Origin of the sequence: Stappia sp. TSB10P1A, from assembly GCF_900185725.1 — a bacterium.
In the GTDB taxonomy this organism is placed as follows: Bacteria; Pseudomonadota; Alphaproteobacteria; order Rhizobiales; family Stappiaceae; genus Stappia.
Genome location: NZ_FYAU01000036.1, coordinates 712,914 through 733,266, shown reverse-complemented (window position 1 = coordinate 733,266; position 20,353 = coordinate 712,914). Strand labels below are relative to the sequence as shown.

The following is a 20,353-nucleotide window of genomic DNA, read 5'->3' as shown; positions in this document are numbered from 1 at the left end:
GAAGAAGCCGGCGGCGAAGAAGAAGACGACGAAGCCCGCCCCGGCGCTCGAGGCGGCCGCGACCGCCACCGCGGCGGAGAAGTCCTGGCCCGTTCACGGAACGATTTCCGGCCCGATCGTGATGATCGGCTTCGGCTCCATCGGCAAGGGCACGCTGCCGCTGATCGAGCGGCATTTCCGCTTCGATACGTCCCGCTTCACAGTGATCGACCCGGTCGATGCCGACCGCAAGCTGGTCGACGAGCGCGGCTACAAGTTCCTCAAGCAGGCGATCACCAAGGACAACTACCGCGAGGTTCTCACGCCGCTCCTGACGGAAGGCGAGGGCCAGGGCTTCTGCGTCAACCTGTCGGTCGACACCTCCTCGCTGGAGTTGATGAAGCTGTGCCGCGAACTCGGCGTCCTCTACATCGATACGGTGGTCGAGCCGTGGCTCGGCTTCTATTTCGACGAGAATGCCGACAACGCCTCGCGCACCAACTATGCCCTGCGCGAGACCGTGCGCCGCGAGAAGAAGAAGAGCCCCGGCGGCACCACCGCCGTGTCCTGCTGCGGCGCCAACCCCGGCATGGTCTCCTGGTTCGTCAAGCAGGCCCTGATCGACATTGCCCGCGATACCGGCACCAAGTTCGAGGAGCCGACCACCCGCAAGGGCTGGGCGAAGCTCATGAAGAAGGTCGGCGTCAAGGGCGTGCACATCGCCGAGCGCGACACCCAGCGGGCCAGGAAGCCGAAGCCCATGGGCGCGTTCTGGAACACCTGGTCGGTCGAGGGCTTCCTCTCCGAGGGCTTTCAGCCGTCCGAACTGGGCTGGGGCACGCACGAGACCTGGATGCCGAAGAACGCCCGCAAGCACAAGAAGGGCTGCAAGGCGGCGATCTACCTGGAGCAGCCGGGCGCCAACACCCGCGTGCGCACCTGGTGCCCGACGCCGGGCGCCCAGTACGGCTTCCTGGTCACCCACAACGAGTCGATCTCCATCGCCGACTTCTTCACGCTGAAGGAGGACGGCAAGGTCGTCTACCGCCCGACCTGCCACTATGCCTACCACCCGGCCAATGACGCGGTGCTGTCGCTGCACGAACTGTTCGGCGCCGCCGGCAAGATGCAGGAGACGCTGCATGTGCTCGGCGAGGACGAGATCGTCGACGGCATCGACGAACTCGGCGTGCTGCTCTACGGCCACGAGAAGAACGCCTACTGGTACGGCTCGCAGCTCTCCATCGAGGAGACCCGCGAGATCGCTCCCTACCAGAACGCGACGGGCCTGCAGGTGACCTCGGCCGTGCTTGCCGGCATGGTCTGGGCGCTGGAGAACCCGACCTCGGGCATCGTCGAGGCCGATGAGATGGACTACAGGCGCTGCCTGGAGGTCCAGCGGCCCTATCTCGGTCCGGTCAAGGGCTACTACACCGACTGGACGCCGCTGACGGATCGGCCGGGCCTGTTCCCGGAGGATCTCGACGAGAGCGATCCCTGGCAGTTCCGCAACATCCTGGTGCGCTGACCTTTTCGCAGCAGGACGGACACTCCGGCGGCCCGTGCCGATCTTTCCAGAAGGAAGGGCGGCGCGGGCCGTTCGCGCATCCTCACTCGACGCAGCCGCCGCGAATGGCTACAACCCCCGGATACCGTCGCCATGTGGGAACGCAAGCACAGCATGAAGCCGACAAATCCCGTCTTTACCGGACTGCCGACGACGATCTTCGAGACCATGTCGCGGCTCGCCATCGCCCATGGGGCGATCAATCTCGGCCAGGGCTTTCCGGATGTGGACGGACCGCAGGATGTGCGACAGGCCGCTGCCGATGCGCTGATGGCCGGCCCCAACCAGTATCCGCCGATGCTGGGCCTGCCGGAACTGCGCCAGGCGGTCGCCGCCTCGACCAAGCGGTTCTACGGCCTCGATGTCGACTGGCAGAGCGAGGTGATGGTGACCTCGGGCGCGACCGAGGCGCTGGCCGACGTGCTGCTGGCGCTGTTGGAGCCGGGCGACGAGGTCATCCTGATCGAGCCGCTCTATGACTGCTACCTGCCGCTGGTGAAGCGGGCGGGCGGCATTCCGGTGCGTCTGCGCGTCACCCCGCCGCAATGGAAGCTCGACCTCGGCAAGCTCGCCGACGCCTTCACCGAAAACACCAAGGCGATTCTCATCAACAATCCGATGAACCCGGCCGGCAAGGTGTTCGAAGAGGAGGAACTGGCGGCGATCGCGCGGCTGTGCAACGAGCATGGCGTCTATGCGATCTGCGACGAGGTCTATGAGCACCTGCTGTTCGACGGCCGCCAGCACCTGCCGCTGATGGCGTTTCCGGGCATGCGCGAGCGCGCGGTGCGCATCGGCTCGGCCGGCAAGACCTTCTCGCTGACCGGCTGGAAGGTCGGCTATGTCACGGCCGCGCCGAACCTGCTCGACCCGATCGCCAAGGCGCATCAGTTCGTCACCTTCACGACGCCGCCCAACCTGCAGAAGGCGGTGGCCTATGGGTTCGGCAAGGAAGACAGCTATTTCGTCTCCCTGCGCGAGGAGATGCAGGCCAAGCGCGATCGCTTCGCCAGCGGGCTCGCCGCGCTCGGCTTTGGCGTGCTGCCTTGCGAGGGCACTTATTTCCTGACCTGCGATGTCTCCACTCTCGGGCTTCAGGGCACGGACGTCGACATCTGCCGGCAACTGGTCGAGGAGGCGGGCGTTGCCGCTGTGCCGGTCTCGGCCTTCTATGTCGCCGATGCGCCAACCAATTTCGTGCGCTTCTGCTTCTGCAAGAAGGACGAGGTGCTGGACGGGGCGCTGCAACGGCTGGGCGCCTTCCTGTCGGCGCGCGGCGGCGGCGTCTCCGCCGTGCTGGCCGCGCCCGGGTCCGTGCAGGCGGCAGCCGAAAGGGCCTGAAATGGGAAATCCCGTGCTGGTTGAGGTGCTGCGCGGCGAGACGGTGGAAAGCCGGCATCGCGGCGCGCTGGTGGTGGTCGACGCGGCGGGCCGTGTCGTTGCTGCGCTTGGCGACCACGCGCGCCCGGTCTTCCCGCGCTCTTCGGTGAAGGCGCTGCAGGCGCTGCCGCTGGTGGAGTCGGGGGCGGCGGATGCGCTCGACCTCGACGACGCGGAACTGGCGCTCGCCTGCGCCTCGCACAGCGGCGAGGCGGTGCATGTCAGCGCTGCCCGGGTGATGCTGATGAAGGCCGGCCTCGACGAGGACGCGCTGGAATGCGGAAGCCACTGGCCGCAGCGCATGGAGGACGTCGCCGTCCTGCACCGCGCCGACGCCAATCCCTGTCCGCTGCACAACAACTGCTCCGGCAAGCATGCCGGATTCCTCGGGCTGGCCCGCACGCTCGGCGTGCCGACGCGCGGCTATGTCGAGCCGGACCACCCCGTGCAACGGGAGGTCCGGGCGGCCATCGGCGAGATCTGCGGCGTCGATCTGACGGACATGGCGCGCGGCACCGACGGCTGCTCGATCCCCACCTATGCCATGCCGCTGGCGCCGCTGGCGCGCGGCTTCGCCTGTCTCGGCACCGGCGACGGGCTGGAGCCCTTGCGGGCCGAGGCGGCGAAGCGGATCTACAATGCCTGTGTCGGGAACCCGTTCATGGTGGCGGGGACCGGGCGCTTCTGCACCGAGGTGATGGCGGCGCTCGGCGGGCGCGTCTTCGTCAAGACCGGCGCCGAAGGGGTGTTCACGGCCGCGATCCCGGAACTTGGCTTCGGCGTGGCGCTGAAATGCGACGACGGGGCAACGCGCGCGGCCGAGACGATGATGGCGGCCGTCATCGACGCGCTGCTCGATCTCGACGAGGACGAGGCACAGGCGCTTGCCCGCTGGCGCGCCCCGCGGCTGGAGAACTGGAACGGCCGCCATGTCGGCGACATTCGCGCCGTTGAGGAGGCCTTTGCTCCGCTGAGAGATCTGGCCTGAGAGATTTGACCTGAGAGATCTGACCTGAGAGATCTGGCGGCCGGCGTCTTGCCCAAGGCCGCAAGGCCGCCTTACCGCACCATGTTGCCCTGAATGGCGAGGTGGCCGAAGCCGTCTGCGGCGTTCGGCCTTGTGAGATCGCCGGTGACGGCCTCCTTCCAGCGATGTCCGATAATGGCACCGCCCGGCGTGCCGGAGAAGATATTGCCGGAAATCAGCACCGAGCCGGCGCCCTCCACCACCGTCACCGCCGCGCCAACGGGACAGTCGCGGATAACATTGGAGGCGACGCTGACGTCGCGCAGGTAAGGCCCCCAGCCCAGGTTCAGACCGAAGCGGGCCACCTTTTCCACCACATTGCCGGTGACGGCGGTGTCGGCTTCCACCGCGATGCCGATGCCGAAACCCTGCACCTCGGCCGGATAGGGGCCGGTATCGGCGATGTTGCGGACGATGTTGCCGGAGCAGGTGGCAAGCCGGCCGCCATCGAGAAAGTTGGCGATGGAAATGCCGATGGCGCCGCCATCGACAAGGTTGCTGGCGATCACCGCCCCCTGGAACGCGAACTCGGAATAGATCGCCGTCTCGCCCGAGCGGAGGCAGGAATTGCCCTCGATCAGCACGTTGGAGCCGGCATTGGAACGGATAGCCGAAAAGGCGCAGTCGGCAACGCGGTTGCCCCTAACGATGACGCCATGGGCGCGGAAGATGTTGATGCCGTTGCCGTTCTGGCCCGTTCCGCCATCGCGCGAGGAGATCCGCTCGATCCGGTTGCCGGAGACGATGCTGCCGTCCTCGCCTTCGCTCCAGCGATGCACGAGGATGCCGCCATTGGCGCAGTCATGGACGTGATTGTCGGTGATCGACAGGCCGCGCGCCTCGATCGAGCGCAGGCCCGCCGTGCGCGCGCCGGAGATCGCGTTGCCGGTGATGCGCCCGCCGCAGCGATCGAGCGCCAGGCCGGCCTGCGAACTGCCGGTAATAGCGCAGCCCTCGATCAACAGGTCGTCGACATCGGCGAAATGCAGCAGAGCCGGCGTGTACTCGCCGAGCAGCCGGTTGTCGCCGTCGAAATGGATGCCCTCCATGCCGATGGTTCCCGGTCCTTGGGCGAACACCAGATGGCCGCCGCCCTGGTAGTCGAGCCGAGTCTGGCCGGGCAGGCCGACAAGGCGGGTGCCGGGGGGCAGGCGGAGGTTGGCGACGGTGTAGCGGCCGCCGGGCAGGAACAGCGCCCGCCCGCGATCCGCCGCGGCATTGATCGCCTGCTGCAACAGGGCGCTCTGGTCGTCGGCAGCGCCGGGGCGCACGCCGAATTCGCTCGCCTCGATGGTGCCGCGCAGGTCGGCGACCCGCACCGCAGCGGCGACGGGTCTTGCCGCCTGTGGCAGTAGAAGAGGTGAAACGAGACCGGCAAGAGCAAGTCCGCCGCGCAGCAAACCGCGGCGCGTCGGTTCCGCTTGCGCCTCGGAGGGCGCCTGCCGCACTCGTGCTTGCCTGTCTCGTTTCATGCCCATCCACTCTCCCCGCCGGCAGCCACGCAAGCGGCATGCCGACATCTGCGTCCCGAAATGGGACACAGGTCATGGCGCGGAGATGCGACCGGTCAGGTTCTGCCGAGGGGGGTCCAGATGATCCGCTGCAGCACGGCCTCGCGCAACTGGTCGCCAGGTGCCAGTTGATCGAACGGGCCGGGATATTGCGGGATGGCATAGACGAGCGTGATGTTGCTGGCGCCGCGCGCCTTGCAGATCGCCATGCCGCGCCACAGGTTGCGACCGACCCGGCAATCGCTGCGTGCGGTGCCGATCTCGGCGAAGCTCATGCCGATACGCTCGCCATTGGGGCCTTGCAGGTGATGGGTCACGCCATGCATCTCGCGCAGCTTCCCGTCGCTGTCCTTGTAGAAATGCAGGACCTGGAACCCTTGCGCGTTATAGGCGCCGATGGCCCATTCGGTGTTGTCCTCGGTCGCGGCCTGGAAGCCCTCGGTGGTGAAGCCGGGCAGCGCGGCGGCAATGGCCTTTGCGGAGTAGGGGGTGCCGGCATTGATGCCGCCGGCACCGGCCTCGGTGATCCGCACCTGCGGGCCGGGCTGCGTGCGCACCGAACTGACCGTGTCGAGATCTGCGCTCGGCGAGCATGCGGCAAGCAGTGGCAGGAGAAGGCAGAGGGCGGGATATGGCAGTTTCATCTTGAACAGGATCTCCTCGACTGTGCCCGGCCCGGCAGATAGCATTCATGAGCCCGACACGGAACCCCCTCGCGCAGCCTCGAGCCTGTTCCTTCTGTCGCAGCCCTTGGCGGGTTTGTCCTTCGCGCAATTGACAAGCCCTTGAAAAGCGGTTGCCCGCGCTCGCGGCTGTTTCGGTTGTCGCGCCTCTTGAAAAGGTGGCGTTGCGACTGAAACGCGAGGCGTTCTTCGCGCTTTTCTGTCGTTGCAGTAAAAACTATTGGTAACAGAGGGTTGCAGAGCTCCGGTATTCCGTGGTCTGATCAACTCGGACAAGGTTCGCCGCTCGGCATGGAATCGGAAAATCGGGACCGGTCGCTTTCCCGGGGGAGGGAGGGCACTCGGTACTGCACGCATATCCATGTTTCGGTCACTTTCTCGTCTCTCGGGGCAGGGATTTTCGACGAGGGAGTACGACCGTAAGGCGGTGAAGTTCTTGCCAGTTTGACCGAGGCAATCTGGCGCGAACAGCCGTCGGACGGCCTCGAGCCTTCAAACTGGCGCAATTTGCGGCTGTATGCATGGTCGAAGATGCCAAGCCCGAACTGGTAAGGCACTTGTGAAGACGAAAGGCAGGGAAGAGATGGCTGACCCGATGGAGACGCAGTCCAAGGCGGCGGCGATTGCCGAAGCCCAGACGGGCAAGCATGTTCTCGACATTGTCGAGGCCCAGCTTCGCAGACTGGGGGCAACACATATTCTGGTGACCGGACTGCCGATGCCGAACAGGCCGATCGACGGGCTGGTGCATCGCTTCCGCTGGGCCGACGAGCGGGCCGGCGGCATCGAGCGCAGCGACCTCGATACTGAAGATGGAGCGCTGATGCTCGGCCTGATGCGGACCCGCGCGTTCCTCTGGGACGTGACCCAGGGCGATATGGAGCATTCCGAACTGTTCGCCTCGCTGGGGCGGGACACCCGCGTTGTGGTGGTGCCGGTGACGGAAACGCATCCCTTCCAGGCCATGGTGATGGGCGGCGGCGTCCACCTCGAGGCGGGGTCGGTGGAACTGTCCAACCTGGAACTGCTCTGCAACACCGCCTTCCGGCGTCTGATCGACCTCGGTGTGCTGTCGACGCAGCGTCCCGGCGATCTGTCCGCGCGTGAGCGGCGCGTGCTGGAACTCACTGCGCTCGGCAAGACGGCGAGCGACATTGCCGGCCTGCTCGACATTTCGCAGCGCACCGTGCATGCGCATCTGCAGAACGCCAGCGCCAAGCTCAACGCCTCCAACAAGACCCATACGGTGGTCGAGGCCCTGCGCTACGGCCAGATCCGGCTCTGATGCCGGAGGCGGCTCCGACAGGCTGAGCCGAAAGGCGCAGCCGGTAAGCGGAACGAAAACGGCCACCTGGAGGATCCTCCAGGTGGCCGTTTGATTTGTGTCCGCGCGGATCGGTGCCGGTGCGTCAGGTCTCGTCGCGCTTGATCCACTTGGGCGTTGCCGGCGGCTCGTAGCGCTCGAACCTGGCGATCAGCTCGGCCGGATCGCTTGCCACCAGCACCATGTCGCGCATCACCGGCTTGACGAATTCCTCGTCGCGCTGCAGGTCGAGGAAGGTCAGCAGACCGTCGTAGAAGCCATCGACATTGAGGAAGCCGCAGGGCTTGCGATGGTAGCCGAGCTGGCCCCAGGTCCAGATCTCGAACAGTTCCTCCAGCGTGCCGGCGCCGCCCGGAAGCGCGACGAACCCGTCGGAGAAGTCGGCCATCATTGCCTTGCGCTCGTGCATCGAGGCGACGATATGCAACTCGCTGAGGCCTGGATGGGCCAGTTCCTTTTCCTGCAGGGAGAGCGGCAGCACGCCGATGACCTCGCCGCCGGCCGCTAGCGCGCCGTCAGCGACCGCACCCATCAGCCCGACCTTCGCCCCGCCATAGACAAGACGCCGGCCGGAGCGGGCAATGGCTGCGCCGGTTGCGATGGCCGCCTCGCGATAGGCGGGTTTCGATCCCATGCTGGAGCCGCAAAAGACGCAGATGGATTTCATGTCCGTCGCCATTGATATCCGTCAGCCCTTCGCCAGTTCGTCGAGCACGCGGGCCCAGGAGCGGATGCCCTTGTGATAGCTGGTCATCTCGTATTTCTCGTTGGGCGAGTGGACGCAATCGTCGTCGAGACCGAAGCCGATCAGCAGCGAGTCCATGCCCAGCATGGTCTTGAAGTCGCCGACGATGGGAATGGAACCGCCGCAGCCGATCAGCGCAGCCTCGCGGCCCCACTCGTCGGACAGCGCCTTGCGGCCCTTGGCGAGCGCCGGACTGTCGAACGGCAGGCGCAGGGCCGGGCTGCCGCCATGCTTTTGGAAGGTGACGGTGCAGTCGGCCGGCAGTTTTGCCTCCACATAGGCACGGAAGGCGGCACGCACCTTGTCCGGATCCTGGTCGCCGACCAGGCGGAAGGAGATCTTGGCATGGGCCTGCGAGGCGATCACGGTCTTGAAGCCGGCACCGTTGTAGCCGCCCCACACGCCGTTGACCTCGCAGGTCGGGCGCGTCCAGATCTGCTCCAGCGCGGTGCGGTCCTTCTCGCCGGCCGGGTATTTCAGGTCGACGCCGCCGAGGAAGGCCTCGTGGTCGAAGCCGAGCTTGTCCCAAAGGGCGCGCACGTCCTCCGGCATCTCTATGACGCCGTCATAGAAGCCGGGCAGGGTGACCTTGCCGGTCTCGTCATGCAGGCCGGAGAGAATATCGGCGAGCACATGCAGCGGGTTGCGCGCGGCCCCGCCATACATGCCCGAATGCAGATCCTTGTCGGCGGCGGTGACGGTGATCTCTTCGCCGACGAGGCCGCGCAGCATGGTGGTGATGCCGGGCGTCTCGCGGTCCCACATGCCGGTGTCGCAGACCAGCGCCAGATCGCAGGCGAGTTCGTCCTTGTTGGCGGTCAGGAATGGATGGAGCGACGGCGAACCGGACTCCTCCTCGCCCTCCAGCAACACGGAGACCGACACCGGCAGGCTGCCGGTCTCGGCGATCCAGGCACGCGCGGCCTCGACGAAGGTCATGAGCTGGCCCTTGTCGTCGGCGGCGCCGCGGGCCACGATCATCTTCGAGCCGTCGGGCCGGGTCACCACGGCCGGATCGAACGGATCGCGCTCCCACAGGTCGAGCGGATCGACCGGCTGGACGTCGTAATGGCCGTAGAACAGCACATGCGGGCCGCTCTTCCCGTCCTCCTTGCGATGGCCGACGACCATGGGATGGCCGGCGGTGTCGCGCACGCTTGCCGGAATGCCGATCGCCGTCAGTTCGCTCGCCAGCCACTCCGCCGCCTGCCGGCAGTCAGCCTTGAAGGCGGGGTCGGTGGAGATGCTCTTGATCCGAACGAGATCGAAGAGGCGGGTGAGGGAGGCGTCGAAATCGGCGTCGATTCGAGACAGGACCCGGTCGAGATCGGACATGGTTGGGCTCCGCTGTGAAAGGGTGGGCGTTGGGCCGGCATGACTGCCGCCGGCACGCCAAGGAGGAGGCCCAGCATGGACACAGATCAGGAGCCAAGGCAAGGCACGGCGCGTCGCTGTCCCGCACTCCGGGCAGCCTGCGCCGTGCCGTCGTCGCACTCGATCAGATGAGCGCCCGCGAACGCCGCCGCAAGGGTGCGACGGCGCTCGGAAGGGGTCAGTAGTTGTTGACCGGCGCGCAGGCGCTCATGACGTCCGCAGTGGTGATTTCCGCGCCGTTGATCACCAGGGCGGCACCGCCCGATTGAGCCAGGCTCGTCGGCATGAACGGCGATCGGCCGCAGGCCTCCGCCGTTCCGGTCACGGTGACGTTGCCATTGAGAGCCGCGAAGTCACCCATCAGCCAGAAGCCGGCTCGGCCCGCCTGATCGATGGCGACAGTCTCGAACGTCAGGGCGTCGGACGGGTTGAGCATCTGCATGAGCTGAATGCCGATCATGTCGACATTGGCGATGTCGATATTGGTGAAGCTGGAGTCGCGGATGCCCATGATCATCATGCCGCTATTGGTGGCGCCATCGATGGTCAGGTTGTCGAAGCGGTAGCCATGGTTGGATTCGGATCCGACGATGATCGACCAGTCGCCGCTGAAGGAACTGATATTGACGCCGCTGCGAACCCCAAGACTGGGAAGGGCGCCAAGGCCTGTCAGCACCGAGTTTCGGTAGGCGATCTCGCCGGAGGCGACGAAGGCTGCGCCGTCCGCCGTGGTCTGGGCAATGTCGACCTTGTCGAGATCGGCGCGGTGCACGTAATGGAAGACAAGACCTTCCTTGGCGGCGTTGGAGATGCTGACGTTCCTGAAGGCAAGGTCCTGCGACACATTCGCGAAGATGCCCATGCCGACCCGGTCGGCGGTAACGTCCTCCACCGCGACGCCGTTGGCACGATTGAGGCGGATGCCGACGCCCCTTACGGTCGCGGTCGGCGAGAAGTTGCTGAAGCCATGGGCGGTGTCGAAGGCGATCTCCGACAAGGCGAGGCGGGCGATGGTGAGATCCGAGCCGTTCTCGAAATTGATGCCCGCGCCGGCAACGTTCGAGATGCTGAGGTCGGTGAGCGAGACCCTGCTGGCACCGTTGGAAGTGATGGCATGGCGCCCGCCGGACAGGGAAAAGCCCGAAAGTGCCGTGTCGTCGGCCATCTGGAACAGGTCGCGCGTGGCGTCGCTGCCATGCAGGCGGGTGTCGCCGACGCGAAGGATGCGACCGGTCAAGGGGTTGCGCACATCGAAGGCGCCGGCAACCCTCTGGTTGGCGGCAAGCGAGATGGTGTCGTCGATCTCGATCACCGCGCCAGTGCCGTTGACGAACACCTGCTGGCCGGGGGCCGCCGCTCCGATGGCCTGTCCGATGTCGCCTGTCGCGGGATCGATCACCACGAGGTTGTCGAGCGCAGCTCCGGTGCGGGCGTCGACGCCCGTCACCTCGGCCCCGAAGGCACCTGCCTGAGTGACCACGTCGACATCGCGGACCACCGTTTCGGTCATCCGGCGCTGGAGTGCGGTGAGGCGAGTGCCGCTCTCCTCCCGGCCGATCACCCGCTGCAGCGGCAGACGCAGCCGAGCACCGAAGAAGCCCTGCGAGCCGCGCGGGCTGTCATACTGATATTCGGCAAGCAGGCTGACGCGGCTGCCTTCGACGAGCACGTCGTTCATTCGGTATTCGGCCCGCACGCGCGGTCCCCACACCGTCTCGGCCTTGTCCTCCCAGAAGGCATAGCCGCCGCCATGTACCCAGAACTCGTCGCGCCCGTTGCCCAGCAGGCTGAGGCCGGTCAGCGCGCCTGCTTCCAGGTCGAGACCGCGCAGGGCGCGCTCCTCGCCGCCGCGCACCGTGATCGAGGCCGGGCCGACGCGAGCCGTGTCGTGGGAGGAGAGCTGATGCTTGGTCTTGCCGACCGGCAGATAGGCATTGGCCCGCAGGTTGAAGCGCTCGGTCATCAGTTCGGCGCCGAGCGTCATCTGCAGGAAGTGGTTGTTGTAGTGCGAGCGGCGGTAATCGAGGAAGCCATAGGTGCCGACGATCCAACGGTTGTCGATGATCTGGCGGATGCCGAGACCGGCATTGACTTCCTGCGATCCTGCCGCGCCGAACGTGCCGCGAATATCGGTATAGATCAGCCGGTCGAAGGTCTGGAACAGCGGTACGAACAGGGTCGTCTCGCCGGTACTGGAACTGCCCTTCGTGCCTGCCTTGCCGCCGATCTCCAGATGCGGTCCCCACAACGGAGCCTCGGGCAGCGGCGTTGCTGCCTGCTGGGCGCCGGCCGGCATGGCGCTGAGGAGGGAACCGCACAGGGCGGTGCACAGCGCGGTCGCGCGCATGAGCTTCGATCTGCTTGACGTCATGCCTCACCTTTTTCGGGCAAACGGGCGCGACTGCGCCCGGGCAGACACGCCCGGCCGCGGCGCGCAGGTCCGCGCGGTCTTCTTTTTGAAATGTCCGGGATGGGCCAGACCTTGCTGCGTATCGCTTGCTCGGGCGGGCCGGAGGATCGGGAGCGGACACCTCGGGTCCGCTCGGCAAGGGGAGGCATAACCCCTGCAAAAACATGAGTCAATAAGTCTGGTTTTGGCCTGCGCTGCCTCGTGCAATCTGCCAGCCAGCGGCACACGACTGCCGTCGCGGCGCCGCAACGGCAGTCAGTTTTCAGGGTGTGAAGGAGTTTCTGGGCGTGACGAAGGTGTGGACAGCGTGCGGCTCAGCTTCCCCGCTTGATGGAGCCGAGCACGCCCCGGGCCAGCGCACGGCCGAGCGCCGAGCCGAGCGAGCGGACCACCGACTTCACCGCGGCATCGGCGACGCTGTCGGTTCGCGAGCGGGTGGGGCGGGTGGCCGGCGGCCGCGACGTCGTGCGCGACGGGGTTCGCACCGGCTCCGGCACCTGCGGCATCGGCCGCGGAGCTCGGTCGAAGTCGGGGATCTCGAAGCCGGAGCGGGTGCGGCGCGGAACGCCGCCGCGACGTGCCGCTTCCTGTTCTTCGCGCATGCGCTGGCGCTCCTCCAGCATCACCGATTCCTCCGCCCGCTGCTGCAGCATCTCGAAAGCGGAATGTCGGTCGATCGTCTCGTCATAGACGCCGGCAAGCGGGCTTGCCTTGAGCATCTCGGCCCGTTCCTCGGCGCTCAGCACACCGAGCCGCGAGGAGGGCGGGCGGATCAGGGTCCGTTGCACGATGGAGGGTACGCCCTTGCCTTCCAGCATGGAGACCAGCGCCTCGCCGACGCCGAGCTCCATGATCGTGCGCTCGGTGTCGAGGTCCGGATTGGGGCGGAAGGTTTGCGCCGCCGCCTTCACGGCCTTCTGCTCGCGCGGTGTGTAGGCGCGCAGGGCATGCTGCACCCGGTTGCCGAGCTGGGCCAGCACCGTGTCCGGCACGTCGAGCGGGTTCTGGGTGACGAAATAGACGCCGACGCCTTTGGAGCGGATCAGGCGGACCACCCGCTCGACCTTCTCCAGCAGCGCCTTGGGGGCTTCCGAGAACAGCAGGTGCGCCTCGTCGAAAAAGAAGACGAGCTTCGGCTTCTCCGGGTCGCCGATCTCGGGCAACTCTTCAAACAGTTCCGACAGGAGCCACAACAGGAAGGTGGCGTAGAGGCGCGGTGCGCCCATCAGCTTGTCGGCGGCCAGCACCGACACGACGCCGCGCCCGTCGCGGGTGGTGCGCATCATGTCGCGGATGTCGAGGGCCGGTTCGCCGAAGAAGGCGTTGCCGCCCTGGCGTTCCAGCACCAGCAACTGGCGCTGGATGGCGCCGACCGAGGCCTTGGTGACATTGCCGTAGAGGCCGGAGAGTTCGGACGAGCGCTCGGCCACATGGGCGAGCAGCGCCTGCAGGTCCTTCAGGTCGAGCAGCAGCAGCCCTTCGTCGTCGGCCAGCTTGAAGGCGATGTTGAGGACACCTTCCTGCGTCGGATTGAGGTCCATCAGACGCGACAGCAGCAGCGGGCCCATTTCGGAGACCGTGGCACGGATCGGGTGGCCCTGCTCGCCGAACAGGTCCCAGAACAGGGTGGGGAAGTCTTCGTAGATGTAATCTTCCAGAAAGCCGATCTGGGCGGCGCGTTTTTCGAGGAAGTCCTTGGGGTCGCCGGCCGCGGCGATGCCGGCGAGATCGCCTTTCACATCGGCGCAGAAGACCGGCACGCCGGCATTGGAGAAGCCTTCCGCGAGGATCTGCAGCGACACGGTCTTGCCGGTGCCGGTGGCGCCGGTGATCAGTCCGTGCCGGTTGGCGAGCTTCAGCGTCAGATATTCCGGCTTGTCCGAAGCGCCGATGAAGATCCTGTCTGCGTCCTGCTGCACCTTGCCGTCTCCGCTGCGTTGCGTGGCGTGCGCACCGCCAACCCTGGCAGTGCGCCCGAAATCTCATGTAACCCGCGGACGAACCTGTGTATAGCGGTTGTCGCGGCGCGCGCTCTCGTGCCAGATTGGCAGGCAGACGCTCGATGATTCCTCAAGCGGGAGAGGACAGATGGACGAGCTTATTGGCCGCATTGCCTCGGCTGCCGGCATCAGCGAGGACCTCGCGCGCCAGGCCATTGGCATCATCCTCAATTTTCTCAATCGAGATGGGCCGCAGGACGCGGTCGCCCGTATCGTTGCGGCGCTGCCGGGAGCATCTGCTCTGATGGCGGAGCAGGGTGGCGGTGGCGGGTTGCTCGGCAGTCTTGCCGGCAAGCTCGGCGGCAGCATTGGCGGTGGCATGGGAGCCATGGCCGCCCTCAACGAACTGACCGACGCCGGTCTCGACATGGGGGAGGTTCAGGCCGTCACGCGGGAACTGATCCAGGCGGCACGCGAACATGTGGGGGCCGATGTGGTCGACCGGGTGGTCGCCTCGATCCCGGGGCTCGGCCAGGTTCTGTGAGAGGTTCGCGGTCCCCGCGCGGCTCGGGGTCAAGCTCGGCGATCAGTGCCGGGGCAATGTGGAGGTGGTGATGTCTTATTCCATTGACGAGATCGAGGGTATCGGCCCGGTCTATGCCGGCAAGCTTCAGGCCATCGGCATCAGGACCACGGACGCCTATCTGGAGCGGGCGAAGGATCCGAAGGGGCGCAAGGCGCTGGCCGAGGAGACTGGCATCGACGACAAGCGCATCCTCAAATGGGCCAACATGGCCGACCTGATGCGCATCAGCGGCGTTGGCGAGGAGTATTCCGAGCTGCTCGAGGCTGCCGGCGTCGACACGGTCAAGGAACTCAAGCACCGGGTTCCGGCCAACCTTCACGCGAAGATGAAGGAAGTGAACGAGGCCAAGAAGCTCGTTCGTCAGCTTCCGAGCGAGTCGGCGGTGGAGAAATGGGTGGAGCAGGCCAAGAGCCTGCCCCCGACCATGACCTATTGACGGCCAGAAAGACCTGTCAGCGTCATCCGCTCTGGCCTGAATGAGGGTCGGAGCGGCGTTTCGCGGGCGCGCAAGGTGCGCGCCCCTCTCACGCCAGCGCCAGCAGACCTTCCAGATCGGCCAGTACCGCCACCGGCGGCAGGTCGGCATACTCGTCTGCCGCGCCGATGCGGTTGATCCACACGCTCCGGAAGCCGAAGGCGGTCGCGCCGGCGATGTCCCAGCGGTTGGACGACTGGAACGACACCGCTTCGGGATAGATACGGAAGTGGTTGGTCACCAGTTCGTAGACATCCTGCCGGGTCTTGTAGGTCTTCAGCAGATCGGTGGAAAAAACCTCGTCGAGCAGGTCTTCGATGCCGGCCGCGCGCGCGGCCGCCTCCAGCATCGCGGGGGAGCCATTCGACAGGATTGCCAGCCGGTTGCCGTCGTCCTTGAGACGCTTCAGCACGGTCGGAACTTCCTGGTAGCAATCGAGCTTCCAATAGGCGTCGAGCAGCCTCTGGCGCAGGTCGGCATCGCTCTTGCCTGTCATCGCCATCGCCGTATCGAGGGCCTGCTCGGTGAGGGTCCAGAAATCCAGGTAGCGGCCCATCAGCGCCCGGGTCCAGGAATATTCGAGCTGTTTCTGCCGCCACAGGGTCGACAGGTGCACCGCCTCGGGCCCGAGGTCGCCGGCATGACGGCGCACTGCCGCATGCACATCGAACAGCGTGCCATAGGCATCGAAGACATAGGCGGAGACGGGGCGGGTCGCAGAACGGGACATGAGGTCGGGGCCTTGGCGGGACGAGCGCCCGATGGCGGGAGCTCTGTGGCGGCGGTGCCGCAATTTTGTTCACCTGCCAAGCAAACAGCCATCCCGCCCGCAGGTCAAGGCTTCTTGTGCGGCGCACAAGAAGCCGGCTCAGGAAGCTGCATGCGCCCGGTCTCGTCGAGAGACCAGTCCGGGTTATGGGCAAGCTCCAGCAGATGGCCTCCCGGGATGCGCACATAGCCCGAGTAACCGCCCCAGAAGACCTCCTCCGGCGCCTTGACCGGGTCGCCGCCCGCCGCAACCGCCTTGGCAAAGGCGGCATCCACTTCGGCTCGGCTGCGTCCGTTCCAGGCGATAGAGACCGGTACGAAGCGACCGCCGTCATCCGTGACCGTAGCGTCATGCGCCAGAGAGCCGCGACCGAACAGGGCGAGCGCGCAGGTGCCGCAGTCGAAAAAGGCGACCTCGTCGCTATCAACGGCTGCCGCCCGCCATCCGAGCCCCTCCTCGAAGAAGCGCCGCGCTTCGGCGACGTCATCGACGCCGAGTGTTACCAGGGTCAGTCGCTGTTCCATGAGTTCTGGGCCTTTTGCGTGTGTTGCAGTGAATTTAGAACATATCAGGAACGATAATTCCAGAGGCTGCGTGTGGCGGCCTGGTGATGAAGCGGAAGGGGGCGCAACAACATTCCGAAAATCTGCTGAATCCGGATTGATCTGAAAGGGAGCGCCGGACCGGTGGAACAAATCTGTCCTTTTCCGGAGACACCGAGGCGAGGCCTTGACCTTCGCCGGCGAAGGGCGTTCGATCCCCCTCCAATCGCGAGAAAACGGATCGGGAGCACAAGATGAGCGAGTGGTCGCAGACCTGGAACTGGATCGACGGAAACTGGATCGAGGGCAATGCTCCGATCATGGGGACGCGCACCCACGCGGCCTGGCTCGGTTCGTCGGTGTTCGACGGTGCGCGCGCCTTCGAGGGAGTGACGCCGGACCTCGACCTGCATTGCCAGCGGCTCAACGATTCCGCCCGCGCCCTCGGCCTCAAGCCGGTGATGAAGGCGGGCGAGATGATGGAACTCACCAAGGACGGCTTGTCGCGCTTTGCTCCCAACACGCCGGTCTATGTGAAGCCGATGTACTGGGCCGAGGGCGATGGCATCGGCACCATCGCCGGCGACGCCGATTCGACCCGTTTCGCGCTCTGCCTGTTCGAGGCGGCGCTGGCGCCGAAGGATGCGGCGATCACCCTGACGCTCTCGCCGTTCCGCCGGCCGACGCTGGAGACCATGCCGGTCAACGCCAAGGCCGGCTGCCTCTATCCCAACAATGCGAGGGCGATCGTCGAGGCCAAGTCGCGCGGCTTCGACAATGCCATCGTGCTCGACATGCTCGGCAATGTCGCGGAACTGACCACCGCCAACGTCTTCATGGTCAAGGACGGCGCGGTCCATACCCCGGCCTGGAACGGAACGTTCCTCAACGGTATCACCCGCCAGCGGATCATCAAGCTGCTGCGCGATGCCGGCACCGAGGTCTATGAGCGCACGCTCGGCTATGGCGACTTTCTGGATGCTGACGAGATCTTCTCGACCGGCAACTACAACAAGGTCGTGCCGGTCAAGCGCATTGAGGATCGCGAATTGCAGCCGGGCCCGGTCGCTCAGCGCGCCCGCGACCTCTATTGGGAGTTCGCCCACGGTTGAACGGGTCGGGCGAACCGGACGGACGATCGAAGCGGCGGTGCAGCATGGGCTGCGCCGCCGCTTTCATTTCACGAAGGGCGCGCCGGCCGCGGGCCCGACAGCGGGCCGACCAGCGCGGCGGCGACAACCAGCAGGGCAGCCGCCGCCATCGATGGCCAGTAGAAGCTGCCGGTTGCATCGGCGATCAGCCCGGCAAGGGTCGGGCCGACCATCTGGCCGGTGCCGAAGCAGGCGGTCATCAGCGCCATCACCTTGCGCGGATCACCGCCGGCCAGGCGCCGCCCCTCGATCAGCCCCAGCGACGTGATGCCCATGAAGGTGCCGCCAAGCAGAACGGCGGCGAGCGCCATGCCGGCCATGCTGGAAAACAGGACGCTGGCGGCAACGCCGATGGCCTCAGCGAGGCAGGCGAGCGAGAAGGCCCAGGCTCCTCCGATCCAGGCCGACACCCGTCCCCAGACCCAGACGGAACCGGCCGCCGCCATTCCCACCGCCGCCCAGGCCGGTGCCTCGAACGGCGCCAGGGTTTCCGACTGGCGCAGGATGGAGGTTAGGAAAGTGACGGTCACCACATAGCCGATCCCGAACAGCGCATAGGCGGCGGCGAGGCGCATAAGCGCCGGCGATATGTGGGCGCGGGGCGGGGGCGGGCTTGAGGCCGGAGCCGCCGCGCCACGCGGCGCCCGCGTGACCACGAAGGTGGCCGCCCCCGTGCACAGGACGGCCGAGACGAGGCCGCAGGCCGCCCACAGGCCCTGCCAGCCGGCGCCTTCGCGGGCCAGCCAGCCGACGGTGACGGCGGAGAGCGCGATGCCGATGCCGACGCCTGAAAAGTAGAGTTGGGAAAGGTCGCCGCGCCCGGCGGCGGCGAGCCGGTCGAGCACCAGCACCGAGCAGAACACCAGCACGCCCGCGCTGGCGATGCCGCCGAGAAAGCGCACCAGAGCCAGCCAGACGAGGCCGCCGTCGATCGCCATCAGGGCGGATGTTCCCGCGCTGCCGGCAAGGCTCAACAGGAAGCCGAGACCGATCCGCTCCTTGTCGACGGCCATGACCGCCAGCGCGCCGATCAGGTAGCCGAGATAGTTGGACGAGGCGATGAGGCCGGCCTCATAGGCGGAGAGTGGAATGGCCTCGCTCATGAACGGCAGCACCGGCGTCAGCGCGAAGCGGCCGATGCCCATGGCTGCGGCCAAGGCGCAGAAGCCTCCGAAGGCGAGCAGCACGGGGGAGGCGGAGGCAGGGCGAGGCTTGGCGGGCATGCGGAGACGGCCTTGGGAACGTGGCGCGAAAGGCGGGCAGGCAAATCTAGCGTGGGTGGTAGATCGCCGAGAGGAAAAATCGCCTCGGAGCCCAAGAAAGCGGTGAGCGTATGGTAACCGGCGGGGCATCGAGAGAACTGGCCATGGTCGGCGGGGCCGGATCAGGGCCTTGGGAAAAAGGGGTATAAGCCCGTTGCCGATTGCCGGTCACGTGCCTATTTTGCCTTGTGTGACAGGCAGCAACCGCGTTTCGCGGAAGATGCCGACATCCCGGCCCGGCCGTCATCCGGCTGTCGGACCGAATGGTTTACAACCCGTGCAAGGCCGCCGTGGCAAAGGCGCTCCGGCTTCCGCCTGCGGGTGCTGTCCGCCCGGACGGCATTGATCTCTCGTTCCGCCCTGAGGAGGTTTTCATGGCTTTCGAACTCCCGGACCTGCCCTATGCCTACGATGCGCTCGGACCCTATATGTCGGCCGAGACGCTGGAGTATCACCACGACAAGCACCACCAGGCCTATGTCACCAACGGCAACAATCTGCTGAAGGATTCCGGCCTTGAGGGCAAGTCGCTGGAGGACGTGGTCAAGGAGAGCTTCGGCAAGAACGCCGGTCTCTTCAACAATGCGGGTCAGCACTACAACCACATCCATTTCTGGAAGTGGATGAAGCCGAATGGCGGCGGCAACAAGCTGCCGGGCGGCCTGGCTTCGCGTATCGACTCCGATCTCGGTGGTTTCGACAAGTTCCGCGCCGACTTCATCGCCGCCGGCACCACGCAGTTCGGCTCCGGCTGGGCCTGGCTGGCGCTGAAGGACGGCAAGCTGGCCGTCATGAAGACGCCGAACGGGGAGAGCCCCTTGGTGCATGGCGCAACGCCGCTGCTCGGCGTCGACGTGTGGGAGCACTCCTACTACATCGACTACCGCAACGCCCGCCCGAAGTATCTGGAGGCCTTCGTCGACAACCTGATCAACTGGGACTATGTCGACGAGTTGTTCCAGGCTGCCTCGTAAGCTTTGGCGCAACGCATCAAACGGAAAAGGCGGGTCCGCGCGGGCCCGCCTTTTTCAATTCCTGCGCGCGTGATGTCCTCGTCAGCGCCGGCTGCACTGGGCAGTGAAGACCAGGGTGAGGTACGCGGAAATATAGTTGAGAAATGCGCGGCACTCGGCTTCGGTCTGGAAGCAGCCTTCGCGCGAGAACTGCACGGTGCGCAGGTCGACGCTCTTGCGTCCGCCGACAATGCCGCGCCAGGGGCCGGAATTTGGGTTGCGGCAGTCGGCCCGCGTACCGTAGGTGCCCGGCACATATTCCTCGTTATAGGTCGGCGCGAACAGCAAGTCGCCGAGGAAGCTTGCCTGCGCGGGTCCCGCCTGGGACAGGCAAAGCGTGGCTGCCAGAGCGAGGGCCACGGCGCGGCCGGGCTTGGTTCCGGTCTTGCGGAAGGAGAGGCTGGAAGCGGGCATGACGATCCTCGACTGTCTTCTGGGGGGCGGCAGTGTCAGGTAACCGGTCCTGCAAGCTGTGCCCTGCGGTCCCTCATCCTTGCCATCTGGCGCAAGGACTGGGGCGGAATGATGATGATGCGCCGGTACCGGCGACGGGTCACTCCATTGTGTAATCGTCTTTCGTTTAAGGCCGGTTACGCGACACTGGCATATGTGGGG

General features: G+C 66.2%; 18 protein-coding genes. 8 read left to right on the top strand and 10 right to left on the bottom strand.

Annotation, left to right across the window (positions count from 1 at the left end):
• Window positions 1-121: 121 nt before the first annotated feature.
• The 3 genes from TSB10P1A_RS21940 (at window position 122) to TSB10P1A_RS21930 (ending at window position 3,914) form a co-directional block, all read left to right on the top strand.
• The gene (locus TSB10P1A_RS21940) at window positions 122-1,507 is read left to right on the top strand and encodes a homospermidine synthase (protein WP_186390123.1); all 1,386 of its coding nucleotides are present in this window, start codon (window positions 122-124) and stop codon (window positions 1,505-1,507) included.
• A gap of 153 nt (window positions 1,508-1,660) precedes the next feature.
• Window positions 1,661-2,887, top strand: coding sequence for an aminotransferase (locus tag TSB10P1A_RS21935; RefSeq protein ID WP_186390122.1), 1,227 nt, complete (start codon window positions 1,661-1,663; stop codon window positions 2,885-2,887).
• Window position 2,888: 1 nt separating this feature from the next.
• Window positions 2,889-3,914 carry an asparaginase gene (locus tag TSB10P1A_RS21930; RefSeq protein WP_186390049.1) on the top strand — a complete coding sequence of 342 codons (1,026 nt, stop codon included), beginning with the start codon at window positions 2,889-2,891 and terminating at the stop codon, window positions 3,912-3,914.
• Between the two features lie 71 nt (window positions 3,915-3,985).
• On the opposite strand, the gene TSB10P1A_RS21925 is transcribed toward TSB10P1A_RS21930, so the two are convergent.
• Window positions 3,986-5,425, bottom strand: coding sequence for a TIGR03808 family TAT-translocated repetitive protein (locus TSB10P1A_RS21925; protein ID WP_186390048.1), 1,440 nt, complete (start codon window positions 5,423-5,425; stop codon window positions 3,986-3,988).
• A 95-nt stretch (window positions 5,426-5,520) separates the two neighbouring features.
• Window positions 5,521-6,108, bottom strand: a complete 588-nt coding sequence (locus tag TSB10P1A_RS21920) for a DUF1131 family protein (protein WP_186390047.1) — start codon at window positions 6,106-6,108, stop codon at window positions 5,521-5,523.
• Window positions 6,109-6,730: 622 nt separating this feature from the next.
• Here TSB10P1A_RS21920 and TSB10P1A_RS21915 point away from each other — a divergent pair.
• Entirely contained in the window at window positions 6,731-7,432 is a 702-nt protein-coding gene (locus tag TSB10P1A_RS21915) for a LuxR C-terminal-related transcriptional regulator (protein WP_186390046.1), read from the top strand.
• A 124-nt stretch (window positions 7,433-7,556) separates the two neighbouring features.
• Here the strand turns inward: TSB10P1A_RS21915 and TSB10P1A_RS21910 are convergent, their stop codons facing one another.
• The 4 genes from TSB10P1A_RS21910 to TSB10P1A_RS21895 form a co-directional block, all read right to left on the bottom strand.
• Window positions 7,557-8,138 (bottom strand): TIGR00730 family Rossman fold protein, encoded by a 582-nt coding sequence (locus TSB10P1A_RS21910; RefSeq protein ID WP_186390045.1) that lies wholly within the window; start codon window positions 8,136-8,138, stop codon window positions 7,557-7,559.
• Window positions 8,139-8,159: 21 nt separating this feature from the next.
• Entirely contained in the window at window positions 8,160-9,551 is a 1,392-nt protein-coding gene (locus tag TSB10P1A_RS21905) for a dipeptidase (protein ID WP_186390044.1), read from the bottom strand.
• A 217-nt stretch (window positions 9,552-9,768) separates the two neighbouring features.
• Complete coding sequence (locus TSB10P1A_RS21900; RefSeq protein WP_186390043.1) at window positions 9,769-11,961, bottom strand: inverse autotransporter beta domain-containing protein; 2,193 nt, start codon at window positions 11,959-11,961, stop codon at window positions 9,769-9,771.
• A gap of 353 nt (window positions 11,962-12,314) precedes the next feature.
• A complete protein-coding gene (locus TSB10P1A_RS21895; protein ID WP_186390042.1) occupies window positions 12,315-13,919 on the bottom strand; it encodes a helicase HerA-like domain-containing protein in 1,605 nt (534 codons plus the stop codon).
• A gap of 169 nt (window positions 13,920-14,088) precedes the next feature.
• Between TSB10P1A_RS21895 and TSB10P1A_RS21890 the strand changes: the two genes are divergently transcribed.
• Both TSB10P1A_RS21890 and TSB10P1A_RS21885 read left to right on the top strand, forming a co-directional pair.
• Window positions 14,089-14,484 carry a DUF2267 domain-containing protein gene (locus TSB10P1A_RS21890; RefSeq protein ID WP_186390041.1) on the top strand — a complete coding sequence of 132 codons (396 nt, stop codon included), beginning with the start codon at window positions 14,089-14,091 and terminating at the stop codon, window positions 14,482-14,484.
• Window positions 14,485-14,554: 70 nt separating this feature from the next.
• A complete protein-coding gene (locus tag TSB10P1A_RS21885) occupies window positions 14,555-14,962 on the top strand; it encodes a DUF4332 domain-containing protein (RefSeq protein WP_186390040.1) in 408 nt (135 codons plus the stop codon).
• Between the two features lie 88 nt (window positions 14,963-15,050).
• On the opposite strand, the gene TSB10P1A_RS21880 is transcribed toward TSB10P1A_RS21885, so the two are convergent.
• On the bottom strand, window positions 15,051-15,731 hold the full coding sequence (locus TSB10P1A_RS21880) for a haloacid dehalogenase type II (RefSeq protein ID WP_186390039.1): 681 nt from the start codon (window positions 15,729-15,731) through the stop codon (window positions 15,051-15,053).
• A 104-nt stretch (window positions 15,732-15,835) separates the two neighbouring features.
• Window positions 15,836-16,294, bottom strand: coding sequence for a VOC family protein (locus TSB10P1A_RS21875; RefSeq protein ID WP_186390038.1), 459 nt, complete (start codon window positions 16,292-16,294; stop codon window positions 15,836-15,838).
• A 272-nt stretch (window positions 16,295-16,566) separates the two neighbouring features.
• On the opposite strand from TSB10P1A_RS21875, the gene TSB10P1A_RS21870 reads away from it, so the two are divergent.
• Complete coding sequence (locus tag TSB10P1A_RS21870; RefSeq protein WP_186390037.1) at window positions 16,567-17,424, top strand: branched-chain amino acid aminotransferase; 858 nt, start codon at window positions 16,567-16,569, stop codon at window positions 17,422-17,424.
• Window positions 17,425-17,492: 68 nt separating this feature from the next.
• On the opposite strand, the gene TSB10P1A_RS21865 is transcribed toward TSB10P1A_RS21870, so the two are convergent.
• The gene (locus TSB10P1A_RS21865) at window positions 17,493-18,686 is read right to left on the bottom strand and encodes a YbfB/YjiJ family MFS transporter (RefSeq protein ID WP_208987174.1); all 1,194 of its coding nucleotides are present in this window, start codon (window positions 18,684-18,686) and stop codon (window positions 17,493-17,495) included.
• Between the two features lie 413 nt (window positions 18,687-19,099).
• Here TSB10P1A_RS21865 and TSB10P1A_RS21860 point away from each other — a divergent pair, with 413 nt between their 5' ends.
• Entirely contained in the window at window positions 19,100-19,699 is a 600-nt protein-coding gene (locus tag TSB10P1A_RS21860) for a superoxide dismutase (protein WP_186390036.1), read from the top strand.
• Window positions 19,700-19,780: 81 nt separating this feature from the next.
• Here the strand turns inward: TSB10P1A_RS21860 and TSB10P1A_RS21855 are convergent, their stop codons facing one another.
• The gene (locus TSB10P1A_RS21855; RefSeq protein ID WP_186390035.1) at window positions 19,781-20,152 is read right to left on the bottom strand and encodes a hypothetical protein; all 372 of its coding nucleotides are present in this window, start codon (window positions 20,150-20,152) and stop codon (window positions 19,781-19,783) included.
• Window positions 20,153-20,353 lie beyond the last annotated feature (201 nt).